Annotated in this window: 18 protein-coding genes and 2 pseudogenes; 11 read left to right on the forward strand and 9 right to left on the reverse strand. The window is 42.5% G+C overall.

Going from position 1 to position 17,749, the window contains the following annotated elements:
• Nucleotides 1-463 precede the first annotated feature (463 nt).
• On the forward strand, nt 464-3,157 hold the full coding sequence (gene adhE / locus DPF90_RS14625) for a bifunctional acetaldehyde-CoA/alcohol dehydrogenase (protein WP_114787077.1): 2,694 nt from the start codon (nt 464-466) through the stop codon (nt 3,155-3,157).
• 104 nt (nt 3,158-3,261) lie between these two features.
• Here the strand turns inward: adhE and DPF90_RS14630 are convergent, their stop codons facing one another.
• From DPF90_RS14630 to minC, 6 genes are all read right to left on the reverse strand, one after another.
• Nucleotides 3,262-3,600, reverse strand: a complete 339-nt coding sequence (locus tag DPF90_RS14630) for a hypothetical protein (RefSeq protein WP_114787078.1) — start codon at nt 3,598-3,600, stop codon at nt 3,262-3,264.
• Nucleotides 3,601-3,637: 37 nt separating this feature from the next.
• Nucleotides 3,638-3,772, reverse strand: a complete 135-nt coding sequence (locus tag DPF90_RS20630) for a class I tRNA ligase family protein (protein WP_114787079.1) — start codon at nt 3,770-3,772, stop codon at nt 3,638-3,640.
• A gap of 338 nt (nt 3,773-4,110) precedes the next feature.
• Entirely contained in the window at nt 4,111-5,313 is a 1,203-nt protein-coding gene (locus DPF90_RS14640) for a hypothetical protein (RefSeq protein ID WP_114787080.1), read from the reverse strand.
• Between the two features lie 226 nt (nt 5,314-5,539).
• Nucleotides 5,540-5,803 carry a cell division topological specificity factor MinE gene (gene minE / locus DPF90_RS14645; RefSeq protein ID WP_114787081.1) on the reverse strand — a complete coding sequence of 88 codons (264 nt, stop codon included), beginning with the start codon at nt 5,801-5,803 and terminating at the stop codon, nt 5,540-5,542.
• Nucleotides 5,804-6,616 (reverse strand): septum site-determining protein MinD, encoded by an 813-nt coding sequence (gene minD, locus DPF90_RS14650; RefSeq protein ID WP_114787082.1) that lies wholly within the window; start codon nt 6,614-6,616, stop codon nt 5,804-5,806.
• 18 nt (nt 6,617-6,634) lie between these two features.
• Nucleotides 6,635-7,297 (reverse strand): septum site-determining protein MinC, encoded by a 663-nt coding sequence (gene minC, locus DPF90_RS14655; protein WP_114787083.1) that lies wholly within the window; start codon nt 7,295-7,297, stop codon nt 6,635-6,637.
• A 159-nt stretch (nt 7,298-7,456) separates the two neighbouring features.
• Here minC and DPF90_RS14660 point away from each other — a divergent pair, with 159 nt between their 5' ends.
• The 4 genes from DPF90_RS14660 (at nt 7,457) to DPF90_RS14675 (ending at nt 11,178) form a co-directional block, all read left to right on the forward strand.
• Nucleotides 7,457-7,738, forward strand: coding sequence for a YcgL domain-containing protein (locus tag DPF90_RS14660; protein WP_114787084.1), 282 nt, complete (start codon nt 7,457-7,459; stop codon nt 7,736-7,738).
• A 61-nt stretch (nt 7,739-7,799) separates the two neighbouring features.
• Nucleotides 7,800-8,771, forward strand: a complete 972-nt coding sequence (locus tag DPF90_RS14665; RefSeq protein WP_114787085.1) for a lytic murein transglycosylase — start codon at nt 7,800-7,802, stop codon at nt 8,769-8,771.
• A 50-nt stretch (nt 8,772-8,821) separates the two neighbouring features.
• A complete protein-coding gene (locus DPF90_RS14670) occupies nt 8,822-9,763 on the forward strand; it encodes a LysR family transcriptional regulator (protein ID WP_114787086.1) in 942 nt (313 codons plus the stop codon).
• Nucleotides 9,764-9,978: 215 nt separating this feature from the next.
• Nucleotides 9,979-11,178, forward strand: coding sequence for a NupC/NupG family nucleoside CNT transporter (locus tag DPF90_RS14675; protein ID WP_114787087.1), 1,200 nt, complete (start codon nt 9,979-9,981; stop codon nt 11,176-11,178).
• Nucleotides 11,179-11,213: 35 nt separating this feature from the next.
• Here DPF90_RS14675 and DPF90_RS14680 read toward each other — a convergent pair whose 3' ends face one another.
• On the reverse strand, nt 11,214-11,462 hold the full coding sequence (locus DPF90_RS14680) for a YkgJ family cysteine cluster protein (RefSeq protein ID WP_114787088.1): 249 nt from the start codon (nt 11,460-11,462) through the stop codon (nt 11,214-11,216).
• 257 nt (nt 11,463-11,719) lie between these two features.
• Between DPF90_RS14680 and DPF90_RS14685 the strand changes: the two genes are divergently transcribed.
• The 5 genes from DPF90_RS14685 (at nt 11,720) to DPF90_RS14705 (ending at nt 15,332) form a co-directional block, all read left to right on the forward strand.
• Nucleotides 11,720-12,118 carry a DUF2850 domain-containing protein gene (locus DPF90_RS14685; RefSeq protein WP_114787089.1) on the forward strand — a complete coding sequence of 133 codons (399 nt, stop codon included), beginning with the start codon at nt 11,720-11,722 and terminating at the stop codon, nt 12,116-12,118.
• Between the two features lie 90 nt (nt 12,119-12,208).
• Nucleotides 12,209-12,661 (forward strand): YcgN family cysteine cluster protein, encoded by a 453-nt coding sequence (locus tag DPF90_RS14690; RefSeq protein WP_114787179.1) that lies wholly within the window; start codon nt 12,209-12,211, stop codon nt 12,659-12,661.
• A 195-nt stretch (nt 12,662-12,856) separates the two neighbouring features.
• A complete protein-coding gene (locus DPF90_RS14695) occupies nt 12,857-13,375 on the forward strand; it encodes a TadE/TadG family type IV pilus assembly protein (protein ID WP_114787180.1) in 519 nt (172 codons plus the stop codon).
• 12 nt (nt 13,376-13,387) lie between these two features.
• A complete protein-coding gene (locus DPF90_RS14700) occupies nt 13,388-13,924 on the forward strand; it encodes a TadE/TadG family type IV pilus assembly protein (protein ID WP_114787090.1) in 537 nt (178 codons plus the stop codon).
• A 19-nt stretch (nt 13,925-13,943) separates the two neighbouring features.
• Nucleotides 13,944-15,332, forward strand: a complete 1,389-nt coding sequence (locus tag DPF90_RS14705; protein ID WP_240314527.1) for a TadE/TadG family type IV pilus assembly protein — start codon at nt 13,944-13,946, stop codon at nt 15,330-15,332.
• 302 nt (nt 15,333-15,634) lie between these two features.
• Here DPF90_RS14705 and DPF90_RS14710 read toward each other — a convergent pair whose 3' ends face one another.
• Together DPF90_RS14710 and DPF90_RS14715 are read right to left on the reverse strand one after the other, a co-directional pair.
• Nucleotides 15,635-16,834, reverse strand: a complete 1,200-nt coding sequence (locus DPF90_RS14710) for a type III PLP-dependent enzyme (RefSeq protein WP_114787092.1) — start codon at nt 16,832-16,834, stop codon at nt 15,635-15,637.
• Nucleotides 16,827-17,036 (reverse strand): annotated as a pseudogene (locus DPF90_RS14715) (siderophore biosynthesis protein PvsD); the annotation flags it as partial. The gene DPF90_RS14710 and the pseudogene DPF90_RS14715, both read right to left, overlap by 8 nt.
• Before the next feature lie 577 nt (nt 17,037-17,613).
• Between DPF90_RS14715 and DPF90_RS20560 the strand changes: the two are divergent.
• Nucleotides 17,614-17,736 (forward strand): annotated as a pseudogene (locus DPF90_RS20560) (ferric citrate ABC transporter ATP-binding protein FecE); the annotation flags it as partial.
• Between the last annotated feature and the right edge of the window lie 13 nt (nt 17,737-17,749).

The following is a 17,749-nucleotide window of genomic DNA, read 5'->3' on the forward strand; positions in this document are numbered from 1 at the left end:
GGTCTTTTTAGCGCTGATTTGCCTTTATACAGGTTTTAACATTTTGTACATTTCTTGTCACAGCTTCCATCATTGCCGCATTTATATTCGGCCCTGAAATCTCTGTCTGTTGCACGACAATAATGAGTTACATGTAACTAGCACTTTTGAAATTGAAATTTTTTTACAACCCCTTGGCTAGAGATCAGCTAAATTAATGATGCACTGAATGATTTATGTACTTTCTCGCATGATCCGATTATCTACAAGTGTTTGGTTAAACGCTATTTTTTACCTTGTTGCTAAGTAAGTCATCAAAGACTATTTCTGAACTGATCTGAGTCAATTTTTTTCACCACCTGAAATAATATAATCAGTCGTGAAAGCTATTTACTAACAAAGAAAAGCGATGTTAAGCAGTTTATGCGTGCTAAGTGTTGTTAATAAAAAGTTTTTATAATTTGTTAATTTTAGGAGATTCCCTATGCCTGTCACTAATATGGCCGAACTCAATGCAATGGTCGCACGCGTGAAGAAAGCGCAGCAAGAGTTCGCAACATACTCTCAGGAACAAGTCGACAAGATTTTTCGTGCAGCTTCTCTAGCAGCAAACCAAGCACGTATCCCGCTGGCGCAACAAGCGGTGGAAGAATCTGGTATGGGCATCGTTGAAGACAAGGTGATCAAAAACCATTTTGCTTCTGAGTTTATCTACAACAAATACAAGGATGAAAAAACCTGCGGTATTCTTGAACAAGATGACAACCTTGGTACTATGACTATTGCTGAACCAGTCGGCATTATCTGTGGTATTGTGCCAACCACTAACCCAACTTCGACTGCTATATTCAAATCACTCATCTCTCTTAAAACTCGCAACGGCATCATATTTTCTCCTCATCCACGTGCGAAAAACTCAACCAATGACGCGGCTAAACTCGTTTTAGATGCGGCAGTAGCTGCCGGTGCTCCAAAAGACATTATTGGTTGGATTGACCAGCCATCAGTGGAACTGTCGAACGGTTTGATGAAGCATGATGACATTGCGCTTATTCTTGCAACGGGCGGCCCAGGTATGGTGAAAGCTGCCTATTCTTCTGGTAAGCCTGCGATTGGTGTGGGTGCGGGTAATGTACCAGTGGTTATTGATGAAACCGCTGATATTAAACGCGCTGTGGCATCTATATTAATGTCTAAAACGTTTGATAACGGTGTTGTTTGTGCATCAGAGCAAGCAGCGATTGTGGTTGATGAAGTATACGACGAAGTGAAAGCGCGCTTTGCCTCTCACAAAGCTTATGTATTAACCAAAGCCGAAGCAGAGAAAGTACGCAGCGTTCTTCTTATCGAAGGTGCGTTGAATGCTAAGATTGTTGGCCAGCCTGCTCCTGCGATTGCTGAAATGGCCGGTGTTTCTGTTCCAGCAGATACCAAAGTACTTGTCGGCGAAGGCTTAGGTAAGGTGTCTTATGACGATGCTTTTGTTCACGAGAAGCTCTCGCCAACGTTAGGTCTATTCCGTGCAGATAACTTCGAAGATGCGGTTGCTCAGGCTGTGACTATGGTTGAGATTGGCGGTATTGGTCATACATCTGGTCTATACACCAACCAAGACACTAATGCAGATCGTATCCGCTATTTTGGTGACAAGCTGAAAACGGCGCGTATTTTGATCAACATCCCGACGACTCACGGTGGTATTGGTGACTTATACAACTTCAATGTTGCGCCTTCTTTAACGTTAGGCTGTGGTTCTTGGGGTGGTAACTCTATTTCTGAGAATGTCGGTCCTAAGCACTTAATCAACAAGAAAACTGTAGCTAAGCGAGCTGAAAACATGTTGTGGCATAAACTACCTAAGTCTATCTATTTCCGTCGCGGTAGCCTTCCTATTGCCTTGGGTGATTTAGAAGGTAAAAAACGTGCTTTCCTAGTCACAGACCGTTTCCTATTTAACAATGGTTACGCGGATGATGTCGTTAGCCTATTGAAAGCACAAGGAATGGAAGTGCAAACTTTCTTCGATGTAGAAGCGGACCCTACGTTATCTGTGGTAGAGAAAGGCGCTGAAGCCATGAAGGGCTTCCAGCCAGACACCATTATCGCACTCGGTGGTGGTTCACCAATGGACGCGGCGAAGATCATGTGGGTAATGTATGAACACCCAGATACACACTTTGAAGAGCTTGCTATGCGCTTTATGGACATTCGTAAGCGTATCTACAAGTTCCCTAAAATGGGTCAAAAAGCCGAGCTTGTTTGTATCACCACAACGTCTGGTACAGGTTCAGAAGTCACACCGTTTGCGGTGGTAACTGACGATAAAACAGGCGCTAAGTACCCACTAGCGGATTACGAAATTACGCCAAATATGGCAATCGTAGATGCTAACCTAGTCATGAATATGCCTAAATCGCTTACTGCGTTTGGTGGTTATGATGCGGTGACTCACGCTTTAGAAGCTTATGTGTCTGTTCTGGCCAACGAATATTCAGATGGTCAAGCACTGCAAGCACTTAAGATGCTCAAAGAATATCTGCCATCAAGCTATGCAAATGGTGCTAATGATCCTATTGCTCGTGAGAAAGTGCATAACGCTGCAACCATTGCAGGTATTGCTTTTGCGAATGCCTTCTTAGGGGTTTGTCACTCAATGGCACACAAAATTGGAGCTGAGTTCCACTTGCCACATGGTTTGGCTAACGCACTACTGATTTCTAACGTGGTACGTTACAACGCGAACGATAACCCAACCAAGCAGACCGCTTTCTCTCAATACGACCGACCACAAGCACGTCGCCGTTATGCAGAGGTGGCCGATCACCTAGGTTTGAGCCAAGAGGCCGACCGCACTGCTCAGAAGATAGAGCGTTTACTGGCTTGGTTGGATGAGCTAAAAGTAAACCTAGATATCCCAATGTCTATTCAGGCAGCAGGGGTAGCTGAAGCCGACTTTGTGGCCAAACTTGACGAGCTTGCGGTTGAAGCATTTGATGACCAATGTACTGGTGCTAACCCTCGTTACCCGTTGATCAGTGAGCTTAAAGCGGTATTGCTAGATTCTTACTATGGTAAAGCTTTTGTTGAAGGTGAAACCTTCGAAGGTACAACGGTAATTAAGAAAAAAGCCGACCAAAAGGCAGCGCCTAAAGCGAAAAAAAGCAAAACTAACGCATAAGTAGGTATGGGTTATGAAATATGAGATAGGTGTTCGCTAGCACGAACCAACCTAATTAACGGTAAAAAGCAAGCCCCAGATTAAAGTCTGGGGCTTTTTATCATCTATACCTTTTGCCAGTGACTTTTAGCACAAAGTGCCACTGCATCTTTTAAGATCAAAGCTTGACGCTCAAAGAGAGATGATGAGGGGGTACCTTTTTCCTCAATGATGTCCTGACAAAGCTCTGGTGTGATGGGCGAGAGCAGCCAAACAAGCTCGCGCACAAGATTACTTACCACTAGGCAGGTTTGTTTCGCTTTGACTTCGGGTTGCTCTTTGTTAACCAGCCACGGTGCTCTTTGGTGGAAGAAACCATTTAGCTCGGCCAGTACCCAATTTATCTCTTTGGCCACTCGGTGAAGATCACGAGTTTGATAAGCGTTAATAATGTTCTCGAGCACTGGAATGACCTGGTTGATGAAACCAATGCACTCTTTATCAAATATCAGCGATAATGCCAGTGTAGGCGTGCCCTAAGTGTGGCTCTCCGTTGGCGTAAAATATCGGGGTCGTAATAAACTTTGTTTTTGAAGATTTAGATAAATTTAGGTTAAAACTGTAGTTAGTATTCATTGGCCGATCTCCTTGTTTTTCAATGCTAAGGTTGAAAAGAGAGGCCAGATATCACTTGGTTTTACCACCTTCCCAACCGTGTATTAGGGAATGGTGATGCAGTGATTGATAAACTTAGAACACGCAGACCATCCCTCGCAGCATTCGCTGTGAAGGCATGTTCATCATCATGCTTGTGGTTAAAGCGCTGTAGTTGGCTGGAGTAGTTTTAGTGTTCATGGCTCTAAGCTAACAGACTTGTTAACTGTGGGCAATCTTTGCTTGTTAAAATTTAAAAAAGGCTAATTGATAATCAATTAGCCTTGATATAGAAGTAAATGTCGTTGCTTTATAATGGTTTATCTATAAACTGTAGCTATGTTTTTTTTAGTAGTAGATGCTTCTTTAAGCTCAAAGCAGGTAACTCCATTCTGGTTATAAGGTTCTTTCATAAGAATAAATTGGGTACCAGGCTTATAGTTGCGTTCATTTTCTTCTGTATCACCTGCGCCTATGTTGAAAGGTTTACCTTCTATGATATACCTGGCTCGTAACTGACCTTTATTCGCAGGGTCGTCGCTCGAATGATACTTGCCTTTACCAGTAGAAGTGTATCTGTCAGTTATCCCTTTTGTAGTGTTGCATGACATAATGAAGCCTATTTGGAACTGCTCACCTCTTTTTATGGTTCCGATTCCTGAATGTGGGTTATACATGGTCCCTCGGTATTGAGTGCCTTGCTCTCTCTTCTGAACATCAAACATGAATTCTAATACAGTGTCAGGACCTTTTTTTAAGGCGCTGACAGCATAATTTAAGTCTTCTTGTGACGCCATAATGTATGGGGAGTCTTTGTGGCTTCTGTTCCATTCAGCATGTGCTTCGCCTCGAACTGAGGAGGCTGGGGCGAGCTTAGTTTCTAGCCGCAGGCCAAATTGTTTCCTAATACGATTGTTTATTTCTTTTGCACCGACGTTTGTTCCATAAATAGCGGTTAAGCCTTTGCGTGTACCTTCTATCTTATTTAGATCTTTCTTTAGCGTTGAGATTTCCTGGTTTATTGTTTCTAAGCCTTTTTCAATATCTTGTTTTTTAGCTTCGAGTATCGCTGGGGCTTTGCTAAATTTGTCAAAATTTTCTCTCTTTTGTTCGATGAGATCGTCAATTTTAGATGAGTTAATAGTTTCTAGCTTTCCATATCCCCAGTGTTCAAATGCAGAAGTAAGATTCTTTCGAGCTTGTTCTGCCTCTTTTGTATGTCGTTTACCGTGAAGAAGTCTCATACATGTGTCGTTATTCTTAAATCTACTTTTGCTCTCGCCGCGAAACTCCCAATTACCGTTAACCTTTTTTAGCCTTACTGTACCTTGATAATCTTTAATATCATCTCTAACTTTACAAATTGATTTATAATCTCTAAGCAGAGTCTTCGCGGTAGCAATATCCTTTTCAATTTTTGAGATATTCTTTACCAGTAAATCACGGTTTTTTTCTTTAGTGTTTATAGTTGCACCTATCTTATGCAAACTAAGCCTAAGGCTAGCTAATGTGCTATTGCTCATTGAAAGTATTCCAGTGTCTTTAAGTGATATATTTAACGTTTGTTGCACTAATCCTAGACGAAAGAAATCTCAAGTTAGTAATGAAAACTTTGGAATTATCTGGGGAGAGTATGTAAGCAATAGAACGGGGTTAGAGCTAAAGTAACTGAAGTAATTCAGTTTTTGGGCTTTAGACAATTACTTGGAAGACAAAATAAAGGGTTAGCACTAATGCTAACCCCTATGATTATTTTTCCTCTTCTGGGAGCTTGACGTTGAGCTCTAGGACGGAAATATCATCGTCTTTATGCTCAAAAGATAAATCGACCATGGATGGATCAATGGCAACGTATTTCGCAATGACTTTTAGAATATCTTCTTTAAGTTGCGGTAAGTAGGACGGTGCTGGGTCACCTTGACTGCGACGCTCCGCGACAATAATCTGCAAGCGCTCTTTGGCTAAATTGGCAGAAGTTTTCTTCTGTGGTCGGAAAAATTCAAGTAATGACATTTAGCCTCCAAATAGTCGCTTGAAGATACCTTTCTTCTGCTCAGTTAAAAAGCGGAAGTCGATCTGAGAGCCTAATAGGCGCTCTACAGTATCATCATAGGCCATTCCTGCGTCTGTCTCATTATCGAATATGACAGGTACACCTTTGTTTGAAGCGTTAAGCACCGCTTGGCTTTCTGGAATCACCCCAAGCAGAGAGATATGCAGAATTTCTTCTACATCTTCGACACTCAACATATCACCTTGCGTCACTCGTGCAGGGTTATAGCGAGTTAGCAGAAGGTGCTGCTTCACAGGCTCCAGCCCTTCTTCAGCGCGGCGAGATTTAGAGTCAAGAATACCCAGAATCCGGTCTGAATCTCGCACAGAAGAGACTTCAGGGTTGGTTGTGACAATGGCTTCGTCTGCAAAATAGAGTGCCATCAAGGCACCTTGCTCTATACCCGCAGGAGAGTCACAAATGATAAAGTCAAAGCCCATTTCATCGAGTTCATCAAATACACGGCGGACTCCGTCTTTGGTTAACGCGTCTTTATCACGAGTTTGAGAAGCAGGTAGGATAAACAAATTATCGGTGCGTTTGTCCTTGATGAGCGCTTGATTGAGAGTGGCTTCACCATTAATTACATTAACAAAATCGTAAACTACGCGGCGCTCGCAGCCCATAATTAAATCTAGATTTCTAAGACCGATATCAAAATCGATAACCGCGGTTTTTTTACCTTTCAGAGCGAGACCCGAAGCAATTGCAGCGCTTGATGTAGTTTTGCCTACACCACCTTTACCTGATGTGACAACAATAATGCGTGCCATTATTTGTTCCTTATTTTCTTAAACTGTTAACGACTCGAATTTAAGCGAGTCGTTTTCTAAACTGAACATAACTTTTTTTTGCCAATATTCGTCTGCGAACTGCTCTGTGAGCCAATAGTGGCCAGCTATTGACATCAATTCAGCATTAAGTTTGTCGCAGATGATGACAGCGCCTGTATTACCGCTAGCGCCTGCAATGGCGCGGCCACGCAATGTGCCATGAATATGGATTGAACCATCTGCAATGACTTCCGCTCCTTCGCTGACATGACTTAACACCACTAAATCACTGTCTTTGGCATAAATTTGTTGGCCTGAGCGTACTGGCGTACGGACGATTTTGGTTGGCGCCATAGTTGCGGGCGCTTGAGAAGGCGACTTACTGGCGGACATAATCGCAAACTCAGCGTCAGATGCGAAGTTTTGTGTACGTTTGTCTCGGCAGCCAGTCACGCCTACTGGAATCATACCTGCTTGGGCAATGCCATTTTTGAGCCGTGGAAAATCAATATCGCCTGCCACTTTTGAAATGTTAATGACAACAGGTGCCTGCGCAAAAAAAGCCGGAGCTTGCTCGACCTTATCGCTGAGAAACCGAATTGTATTTTCTACATGGTTATCAGAAAGGTGTAAAACTGATAGAGTAAAGCTACTTCCTTTCAGATCGGGTGAATTCGACATCTTATTTGAGGACCTCTTAGGGCGTTGCCTGAGACTAGGGGTATCATGTTATATTCCCGCACAAAGCACAGCAAGAACTCTTGTGCTCAATTGGTTGTTTTGCTCTCAAAATTAGCGAAACATTGACGTTATATACATTCAAATAGAAAAAGGCTTTTCATGCTTTGTGCAATTTACAAAAGTTCTAAAAAAGAAGGCGCATATTTATATCTTCCAAAGAAAGGGGATTTTTCACAAGTCCCTGACACATTGATGCAAATGTTTGGCAAACCTACCATGGTAATGATGGTGAATTTGGACGGACGAGAGTTGGCTCAAGTCGATATCGATAAAGTGACTCAGTCTCTTAAAGATGATGGCTTTTTTCTTCAAGTGCCACCGCCGCCAAAGAATCTACTAGATGAATACAAACAACAAAAGGCGCGCCGACAACCAGACTAATTTCTCTCATCTATAATAGGGAAGTTGCCGGCGAATCATAATGTTGCTCAAGGAGGGCAATGTGAAGAAATTATTGTCAGTCATACTAGGTGCGACGATTGCAAGTTCAGTATGGGCAAGCGATCAGAGTTTTGAACAATACGTCGAAGGGTTAAAAAATGAAGCGCGAAGCAAAGGCATCTCGGAGCAGACGATTAATGCTGCCTTTGCGAATGTGGCATACAAACCTCGGGCGGTGACTGCTGACCGTAACCAACCAGAAAAGCGCTTAACCTTGGATGAATACATTCCCAAAGCGGTGCCAGATTGGAAAGTCAAACAAGCGAAAGAGCTGTATGAGAAACACAAAAAATCGCTCTATAAGGTAGGTGAACAATATGGTGTTCAGCCTCGTTTTATCGTCGCGCTTTGGGGTATCGAGAGTAACTTTGGCACCTTTACTGGTAACTACAGTGTGATTGATGCCTTATCGACCATGGCTTATGACGGCCGCCGAGAGGAGTTTTTCCGCAAAGAAACCATGGCTGCACTGACGATTTTAGATGAAGGGCATATTAAGCCGGAAGATATGAAAGGCTCATGGGCAGGCGCTATGGGTCAGTGCCAGTTTATGCCAAGTTCTTTCCTTTCTTATGCTGCTGATGGTAGTGGAGATGGTAAGAAAGATATTTGGGAGAATGAAGCAGATGTATTCGCTTCTGCGGCTAATTATTTGAGCCAATTTGGCTGGACAAATGAGCACACTTGGGGGCGTCAAGTTAAGCTGCCCAAAGGTTTTGACACCAGTATTCAAGGGCGCAGTGAAGAGAAAGGGAAGTATTTACAGGAATGGAGCCGACTTGGGGTGACTCGCTATGACGGACGGCCATTACCTAAATTAGATGAGGATATCAAGGCATGGTTGATCGCGCCAGATGATGCAAATGGGCGTGTTTACTTGGTTTACAATAACTACAACGTACTGATGAAGTGGAATCGATCGTATTATTTTGCTTTGGCGGTGAGTCATCTCGCTGATAGAATTGTGCTTTAGATGTTAATGCAGGAGCTCTTTAGGGCTCCTTTTTCAATTTTGGGGACTTCGTGTTAGCCGATCGCGCCGCGCAGATGATAGTGTTTGCAACACTATTGACGCATAAAAATTTTACTCAAGCAGCAAAAAGCCTTGGTTTTTCTGTTTCTCATGTCAGTAAGCAGCTTGCTTTGTTGGAGGATTCGTTAGGCGTAAAACTTGTTCAACGTACGACGAGAACCTTCACCCCAACAGCCGAAGGCGAGCAGTTTTTCCTCCATTGTCAGAAAGTATTGCAAGCGGTCACTGATGCTCAACAGGAAGTCGAGGTGCAAAAGGATGAGGTTGCGGGTTTGATTAGAATTGGCCTGTCTCAATCTTTTGCGACACTTCATATACTCCCCACTATTGACGAACTGCGTATTCAGCATCCTAATTTACAAGTTGAGTTACACCTATTCGATAATCGGATAGACATGCTCCAAGACGGGTTAGACCTCTGGATCACTAACAATGAAATCTTACCAGAAGGTTATGTTGCGCAGCGGTTGGCTGACAGTCAGTTTGTCGTGGCCGCTTCGCCTGAATATTTGATTAAGCATACGAGCCCAATACACCCTAATGATTTGGTTGACCATAACTGTATTATCTATCGAAGCTGGGAAAGAGATTACACCTCTTGGCTGTTTTCCAAACAGAGTGAACAGCTTACCGTTAAGGTATCAGGAAATTATTCGGTTGATTTGGCCAGTGCGGTTCGAGATGCCGCCGTAGCTGGTTGGGGAGTGGCATACCTAGCCACTTATCTCATTGGTGATGAGTTTAAACAGGGCAAGCTTATCCAGCTGCTTCCTGATTGGACACCTAATCAAAACATGCCATTTTACGCGGTTTATCCGAGCCGCCGTCATTTGTCTCCCAAGATCACCGCCGTGATCGATTTTATCAAACATAAGATAGGTTCTCCCTGTTATTGGGATGAACAATTACTCCCTTATATCCATCGTTCATAGTGATATTATTATCCTTATTTAGATAAACATATTTTCCATATGGAAAATAAAGCCAAGAGGCAAACGTTTATCTTTATATAAAACAAACAGTTAATTTAAGTGTTAGGTTTTTTGATATTTCGCAAAATCTGAGTATTAACATCTCGAGTTTGCATCTTATATTTTACTCAATATCATCCGGCGCCATTCTCTGTACTCTTTCGTCGGATATTGTTATGAACTCGATCCTAGGAATCTTCGCCATCCTTGCTATCGCTTGGCTTTTGTCTACTGATAGAAAAAATATAAACCTTAGAACTGTGTCACTGGCCTTTGTTCTTCAGGTCACTTTTGCATTATTAGTGCTGTATGTACCCGCAGGTAAAGAAGCACTTAATAGTGTGACCCAAGCGGTATCTAATCTAATTAACTACGGACAGGAAGGAATTGCTTTTCTGTTTGGTGGCCTTGCAACGGGTGGTTTTACATTTGCCATTAATGTCTTGTGCATAATTATCTTTTTCTCTGCCCTTATTTCAGGGCTTTACCATATTGGCCTAATGCCGAAAGTGATCAATATTATTGGTGGTGGGCTGCAAAGGCTTTTGTCTATTGGCCGCGCAGAATCGCTGTCTGCAACAGCCAATATTTTTGTAGGTATGATTGAAGCGCCTTTGGTTGTTAAACCCTACTTGCGTTATATGTCAGACTCGCAGTTTTTTGCTGTGATGACAGGTGGCCTTGCTTCTGTTGCTGGTGGTACTTTGGTTGGCTACGCATCTTTGGGCGTGGATCTTAATTTTCTTATCGCAGCGGCATTTATGTCTGCGCCAGCAGGTTTGTTGATGGCTAAAATCTTGGTGCCCGAAACTCAGCAAATTAGCCCAGATATGGAGCTTGAAAATGTCGACTTGCCACGCGCGACTAATGTGGTTGAGGCGATGGCAGATGGAGCCATGTCAGGACTTAAAATTGCTGTGGCAGTAGGCGCAACTCTACTTGCGTTTGTGAGTGTCATCGCGATGCTCAATGGTATCTTGGGTTGGTTTGGCGGCCTTATAGGAATGGAGCTGAGCTTTGAGCTTGTGCTTGGCTACTTATTTGCGCCGATTGCTTGGCTCTTAGGTATTCCATGGAATGAAGTCATCACAGCAGGATCGCTTATTGGTACTAAAGTCGTGGTTAATGAGTTTGTGGCATTTATCCAATTAATGGAAGTACAAGACCAACTGAGTGAACATTCACAGGCAATTGTTATTTTTGCTTTGTGTGGCTTTGCGAACATTTCAACTATGGCCATGCTGATCGGTGGGTTGGGTAGTTTAGTGCCTGAGCGTCGGAGCTTTATTTCAAAATACGGCTTTAAGGCCATTGCAGCAGGTGTGTTAGCTAACTTAATGAGCGCAGCCGTTGCGGGTGTGGTTCTCGGGTTATAAGACATTAAAAAGCCGCTTGGAAACAAGCGGCTTTTTTAGGTAAGTGCTTCAAGCTGGGTAATGTTGTTGATGGCTTCTTGATTAGTTGTGCCACAAACAACAGGGCAAGGCTTAAATTCATGGCAAACTTTAGGTCGCTCTGGACGGCCAAACAAGTTACATAAATTATCTTTATTGAGTTGAATACAGCGAGTTCCCGCAGGTTTGCCATTTGGCATACCCGGTATGGGAGAAGAAATACTCGGCGCGATACAACAGGCTCCACAGCCTAATCGGCAATCCATACAGTGATCCTCGATGAAATTGAAGGCGCAGTCTAGCAAAAATTGACCTTAGAAGCATATTTGTATGTTTAAACACGCTTTTAAATTTAACTCTGTCAGGTGGTAAGCCGCATCATTTATCCGGGGTGAAACCTCAATAGATCATTTTACTTTCTATTATTAATAAATTTGTTAATTATTCATTTGTTCCACTAAACTTTAGGGTTAGGGGAACGCCAGTCGTGTTCGAATTCAGTATAACTTGGGACAGCAGTACGATGAGCAGCAGTAGCTTTTGGACCAAACCTTTAGGCATCGCCGTCATGGTGCTAGGATTGTGCGGCGTGGTAATGATTGGTATTGGGGTTCATTCCATTGTTGACCACCAAAGTAAGCAGGCCCGTAAAGAATTACTGGGTACTTGGCGCGAAGCCAATGTTGCGAGTTATTCTGCAAACCGACTCAAAGTAGCCAATGAAGGTGTGTATTGGAATGGCGATCTTATCAGTACTCATTTTTCTTTCGATGGTGCTACGCTCGAATTCAAACACGGCAACAAAAGACAAGAGTACTATCTCGATCGTTTAAAAGGCACTTTGGTTCACATCAATGGTAATTACAAAGCCCAGTATTTAAAGCAAGGGTATCACGGTCAATACACCCAAGGGCGAAATTGAATTTTACCTGCCATTTTTACCTCCAAGCTTGCACTTTATCTGCCATAACGGTATAAAGCCCTCCCTTTGTCCGATATCTAAATAATGTTTATGAGCCTGCCATTTTGGGAAAGTAAATCTCTCGAGCAAATGACCGAACAAGAGTGGGAAGCACTTTGTGACGGTTGCGGTAAGTGTTGCCTACATAAACTCATGGATGAAGACACAGAAGAAATCTATTACACCAATGTGGCTTGTAGTTGGCTAAACAGTAAAACGTGTTCGTGTAAAGATTACCCCAACCGTTTCTCATCAGGTGAAGAGTGCACTAAGCTAACTCGTGATGATATCGATGATTTTACTTGGCTACCCCACACCTGCGCCTACCGCCTGCTAGCAGAAAAACAGCCTCTTCCAGAGTGGCACCCACTGATTACTGGTTCCAAATCCGCCATGCACGCCGCCGGAGAAAGCGTGCGCAACAAGGTGGTTTATGAAATTGAAGTAGTGAATTGGGAGGACCATATTTTGAACTTACCTGATAGACTGAACCCTCAAGAATAACTTTACGCTCACATTCAGCGGTAATTATCCGAGTGTTTTGCTTACATTTAACAAAGTGTTTAGAAGTATTGACCACTTATTAGTTTTAAACCTTTATTGATTTTTATCATATTTAACCAAGGCCGACTATACTTTAACGTAGGCGATTGTTCCTCTATGGTGTCGTTTATTATCGGTTGGACAGGTGTGTTGTGTATGAAAAAAGTGGGAAGACGTGCTTTCTGGACGACATGCAGTCTTGTAGGACGCGGTAAATCGTCTACGATCAGGCGATACCAAAGAGGTAGTGTGCTTATTGAACTGAGTCTAGTTGCTTCTTTCTTTTTCTTGTTATTTTTTACCATAGTAGATCTTTCTGTATACAACCACGTCAAACTTACTATGCAAAATGCTGTCCGTGAGGGAGCACGTTATGCAGTTACTGGACGTGCTGATCTGGATCCAGAAGGAAATGGAAATCGAGAGGCAGCGGTAACAACAATGATTTCAAATGCTTCCAATGGTTATTTAGGTAAGGTTATGAATGAACATGAGGGTATTCGTGTAGAAGATATTGATGGTAATCCGTTATCTGGTTTTGGTGCATCTGGAGAGATAATTGCTATACACCTTGATTGTGAGTGGGCGTCTTTTAGCCCTCTAGTTTACCCGTTCGTTGATGGTGGCAAGTATTCCTTCACTGTAAGTACTGCCATGAAAAATGAGTCATTTTAAAGGTAGTGAATCATGAAATACAATGTTCGGCAAACCGGATTTGCCGCAGTAGAGATGGCTATGGTTACGCCCTTTATGCTATTACTTGTTGGTGGAATTATTGAAATTTCACAATTTTTCCAGGCAAACAGTATTTTAACAGGTGTAACTCGAGAAGGTGCAAACCTAGTATCAAGAACAAGTGCTACTGCTCCCGACGATATTATGAATTTAGTATCTAGAACTACCGGAAGCCTCGATCTGTCCGAAGATGGTGTTATGTATATAACACTGGTAACAGGACAAGAAGATGATGCTCCATATGTTAGCGAACAATATCGCTGGAGCGGTTCAGGTCTAGATCATACCAGTTCTGCTTGGGGTCAATGCTCTAGCTGGACAAATCATCAATGTAATATTGATTCTCCCCTACCTACTTTGAGTGATTTCCCGATATCTCTCAGTCCAAACGAATCTGTATACGTCGTGGAAGTTCATTATCAATACTCTCCATTATCGAGTCTGTTCATTAAGAGTGGATTTGTTGTTAGTGATATCACATATTTGTAGCGCATAGGAGGTAGATATTGTGTTTAAAAGTCAATCTACCAGAATGAGAAGATGCAGGGGACTCGTCGCTATTATTTCTGTTATTGCTGCTCCTTTTTTGATGCTCGCAACAGGATTAGCTATCGATTCGGGGAGGGCTTATTTAGTAAAAGCTAAATTATTTGCAGCTGTTGATGCCGCAGGTATTGCTGCGGCTAGAGCTGTATCTGAAGGGGAGACTTCAGCGCAAGAAGCTGCGGCGAAGATGTTTGTTGCAAACCTTCCGGATGGCTACCACAGCAGTACATCAACAGGTCCAACTATTTTATTTAACTACGATTCTTTTGGTAACATTACAATAGATTTGTCTGCTTCTGCACAAGTAAGCACAACGTTTTTAGGTTTGTTTGGTCATAAAACGTTAACTTTAAATGCAACCGCACAAACTGTGCGTCGCCCCGTCGACTTGGTTTTGGTCGTAGACAACACAACTTCGTTACGATTGGGGACGATTGGCGATGTAACTGATGATGTGGTAGAACGGTCGAAAGATTTTATTTCTAATTTTAATGAGAGTTTTGATCGTATCTCAATAGTAAAATATGCTTTCGGTGCTGAAACGCCAGTTGCTTTCCAAGCGTCTAGGGGGCACTCTCGTTCTGCTCTCGAATCTGCGATAGACGCGTTTGATTTTGGTAGTTTGTCTAATCCACAATACACCAACTCTTCTGAAGGAATGTATTTAGCTTTGAATGCTCTTCGAAATGTTGAGAATCCTGCTAACTTAAAAGTCATCGTTTTTTTTACCGATGGTGCTCCCAATACATTCGCATCAGAGTTTGATTTTACCAGTACTAGTACTGATTATACTGGAGCTATTCGGTCGAGTGACCAGTCAAGTGGTACTCCAAACGGTTTATGGAGACACGATGCGATAGCAACTCAATTGTCAGGAACGGGTTATCAGGGAAGTGGCATTGATGATAGAATTGCTTCTTTACCGGATTATTATACCCCACATGATACGGATGATAGTGAGTTTAAAGTATTAAATCCTGATCATCCATATAGACCTGTATACCAGTATAGCCCCTCATCAAATTCAGCTAATGACCTATACACCCGAGTGAACCGCGTTGCTCGCAATTTAGTCGAGGACATGGCTGAAGCTGCTCGAAATGAAGGTATTTATGTATTTACTTTAGGCCTTGGTTCCTCTTTGACTTCAGTAGCTGGTCCAGATAGTGAAATTGGTGAGGATTTGCTCTTAAGAATGGCTAATGATCCAAGGCTTTTAGATGACTCTGATTTAGCAAGTGATTATCGCGTAGGACAGCTTGAAGGTGTTTATTGCCATGCTGTAAACGAACAAGCGCTCGGCCCTTGTTTTGATGAAATGTTAAATGTTATTGTTAGACTAACTTTGTAGAGTACTGGATACTAGTTAGATCTATTACCTTTGACTGCTTTGAAGTATTAATATCAAATTTTATTTATTAAAAAGTAAGTACTCTAACTGGAAAGGTATTGGATATTTTCTCTACAGCGCACTGATTTGGCATTCTAGAAAATAAAAATGGGTGTCTCTGGCATAGATGCGGGTATAGAATAGGATAACTTTGGTTTTATTCTACAAACTTTTATTTGCTTATTCAAACGGTGATAGACATGAGTTTATCACCGTCTTTTTTCCTGCGTCTGTCTATATGTTTTGAGTGTATCCACTCAAATTTAGAAGTAATGGAACAGGGGAGGTTCGTGCATTAAAAAGCTTTGGTGGGAGATGTTCCAAGCGTAAGCGCCCGCCAAAGTGAACACCACATAATCCCCGATGTCGATGCGCTCTATGACTTGATTGCGCGCTAGGACATCTTTAGGTGTACACAACTGACCGACCAAAGTCGCTGTTGTGTGGCCGATTGGGTTTGAAATCTCTGGACGCTGCTGATTATGCAAAACCACAAAAGGATGGTCATGGCTTTGGGCAGCGGGTGTACGAAAATGGTGAGTACCGCCGCGTGCTATGACGAAGTTTTCGCCAAGGTTTTGCTTGATATCCAGTACTTCCATTACGTAGTAGCCACAAGGCGCTGAGATATAACGTCCGCATTCGAAACGTAATAGCCAATTTTGCATCTGCTCCTTGGCAATCAAAAACTCCAACTTGTCGCAAAACTCTTCCCATGGAAAGTGCTGCTGAGGGTCTTGGTAATTGATGCCCATACCACCACCAAGGTTGATGGTGAGTTCATCGAGTGTGTATTTCTGTTTCCAGCCTTTTACAACTTGAAAATACCTTTCCATCAAAGCTAAATGACGGTTTACATCCAACTGATGTGACATTAAGTGGAAGTGAAAGCCTTTTAATTGGATTAATGGATAATCACGCAACAACATGATGGCGTTATCTAGCTCGGCTTCATCTAGACCAAATGGTGTTGGTTTGCCTCCCATGGCCAATTTGCTGAGGGTGATATCGCCAATGTCGATGTTCATGCGCAGAAAAATAGATGCGCTTTGGTTTAGTTTCTGAGTTAAGGCACCAATACGTTGCAATTCGGTGATACTTTCCACATGAATCGCATCCACATCCAGTTCGATAGCTTGTTCTAATTCGCTCGGCATTTTGCCAGGGCCACCAAAGATCAGAGGCTTGTTAAGTCGCTGCTGATGAAGGTGATTTAGCTCACCGCTGGACGCCGCTTCAAAGCCGTCAACGTAAGGTGCTAAAGTACGTAATATCGGCTCAGACGGATTCGCTTTGGCCGCATAAAACAACTCAACGTTTTTGGGCAGCACGTGACGCATCCCTTTGATGTGATTTTCAAGTGCGTTAAGAACATAGAGATAAGCACACAGTGGTTGCTGTTGCTTGGCCATTTGCTCTATCTGTTGTTCAATGTGTGAAGGAAGTTGCAACGAATTAATCATGGCTTTCACCTTTGTTTCGAGTCGTCCATGGTGCTAACACTTGGGTATAGCTCGACTCTTTGTCAGCGTTTTGCATCAATCGAGTAGTAAAATTGTTTTTACTTGGGAAATATCCGCCATCGAGCAGTGATTCTAGTTCTGGCTGCTTGCCGTTGATCGACTGCCAGCAAATGATGGCGTCCCTCAATATACTCCACAATGATGGAATATTTTCGTATTGGTTTTCCTTTGCTTTTTGCTTTAACTGGGTAACGGATTTACTTACGGTAATAATCCTAAATTTCATGGAGTTCCCTAAATTTCAAAACGTTATTGTCGTATGCTCACGACTAGCTTTCAAATGGACTCTTTCGAGCCTGAAGGAAAGAATGTTTTATAATTTATTGTTTAGTTTTTTGTGTACAAATCGCCACTATAGATAAAAAACAAATATTGTAAATGCAAATGAGAGTTGTTTTCATTATTTTTAGTAATAGTCATGTAAACACAAACGGAATAAACAGTGAACATAAGGTTGATTTGTGCCCATTGACTTACTCCATTGGAGGAACCTTGGCTATAGTGGCACAAGTAGCCGTTTTGCAAGAAAAAATCACATGTGGAACCTTGTAAGTGATTGGTCATCAATACCAAGGATATGCGGAGTATATGCCTCAATAGGGGACTAAAACGGGTATGGGTTGATTAGATTTTCCAAAAGCGGTCTCTGTGGTAGCAGAAATGGAAGACAAAGGAGTAGCAAGTTTAGTAGATACTCCGGAGGTGTTAAAAAAGGGGAAATTGTAGAGGAAGGCTCGCCTGACGAGGTGATGACGCAGACATTACTTAATGATGTTTTTGACCTAAAAGCCAATGTGTTTCGAGATCCTGTCTCCAATACACCTATGTGTGTAGCGATTTAGCAAGCTTACATAT

The sequence above is a fragment of the Vibrio tetraodonis genome (assembly GCF_003350295.1).
Classification (GTDB): domain Bacteria; phylum Pseudomonadota; class Gammaproteobacteria; order Enterobacterales; family Vibrionaceae; genus Vibrio; species Vibrio tetraodonis.

What these genes read in the sequence shown, in the direction of transcription:
- minD (WP_114787082.1), bottom strand. Translation starts at nt 6,616, where the DNA reads ATGGCACGCATTATTGTTGTCACATCAGGTAAAGGTGGTGTAGGCAAA.
- minC (WP_114787083.1), bottom strand. Translation starts at nt 7,297, where the DNA reads ATGTCGAATTCACCCGATCTGAAAGGAAGTAGCTTTACTCTATCAGTT.
- DPF90_RS14690 (WP_114787179.1), top strand. Translation starts at nt 12,209, where the DNA reads ATGAGCCTGCCATTTTGGGAAAGTAAATCTCTCGAGCAAATGACCGAA.
- DPF90_RS14675 (WP_114787087.1), top strand. Translation starts at nt 9,979, where the DNA reads ATGAACTCGATCCTAGGAATCTTCGCCATCCTTGCTATCGCTTGGCTT.
- DPF90_RS14680 (WP_114787088.1), bottom strand. Translation starts at nt 11,462, where the DNA reads ATGGATTGCCGATTAGGCTGTGGAGCCTGTTGTATCGCGCCGAGTATT.
- DPF90_RS14685 (WP_114787089.1), top strand. Translation starts at nt 11,720, where the DNA reads ATGAGCAGCAGTAGCTTTTGGACCAAACCTTTAGGCATCGCCGTCATG.
- adhE (WP_114787077.1), top strand. Translation starts at nt 464, where the DNA reads ATGCCTGTCACTAATATGGCCGAACTCAATGCAATGGTCGCACGCGTG.
- DPF90_RS14695 (WP_114787180.1), top strand. Translation starts at nt 12,857, where the DNA reads ATGAAAAAAGTGGGAAGACGTGCTTTCTGGACGACATGCAGTCTTGTA.
- DPF90_RS14710 (WP_114787092.1), bottom strand. Translation starts at nt 16,834, where the DNA reads ATGATTAATTCGTTGCAACTTCCTTCACACATTGAACAACAGATAGAG.
- DPF90_RS14660 (WP_114787084.1), top strand. Translation starts at nt 7,457, where the DNA reads ATGCTTTGTGCAATTTACAAAAGTTCTAAAAAAGAAGGCGCATATTTA.
- minE (WP_114787081.1), bottom strand. Translation starts at nt 5,803, where the DNA reads ATGTCATTACTTGAATTTTTCCGACCACAGAAGAAAACTTCTGCCAAT.
- DPF90_RS14700 (WP_114787090.1), top strand. Translation starts at nt 13,388, where the DNA reads ATGAAATACAATGTTCGGCAAACCGGATTTGCCGCAGTAGAGATGGCT.
- DPF90_RS14640 (WP_114787080.1), bottom strand. Translation starts at nt 5,313, where the DNA reads ATGAGCAATAGCACATTAGCTAGCCTTAGGCTTAGTTTGCATAAGATA.
- DPF90_RS20630 (WP_114787079.1), bottom strand. Translation starts at nt 3,772, where the DNA reads ATGAATACTAACTACAGTTTTAACCTAAATTTATCTAAATCTTCAAAA.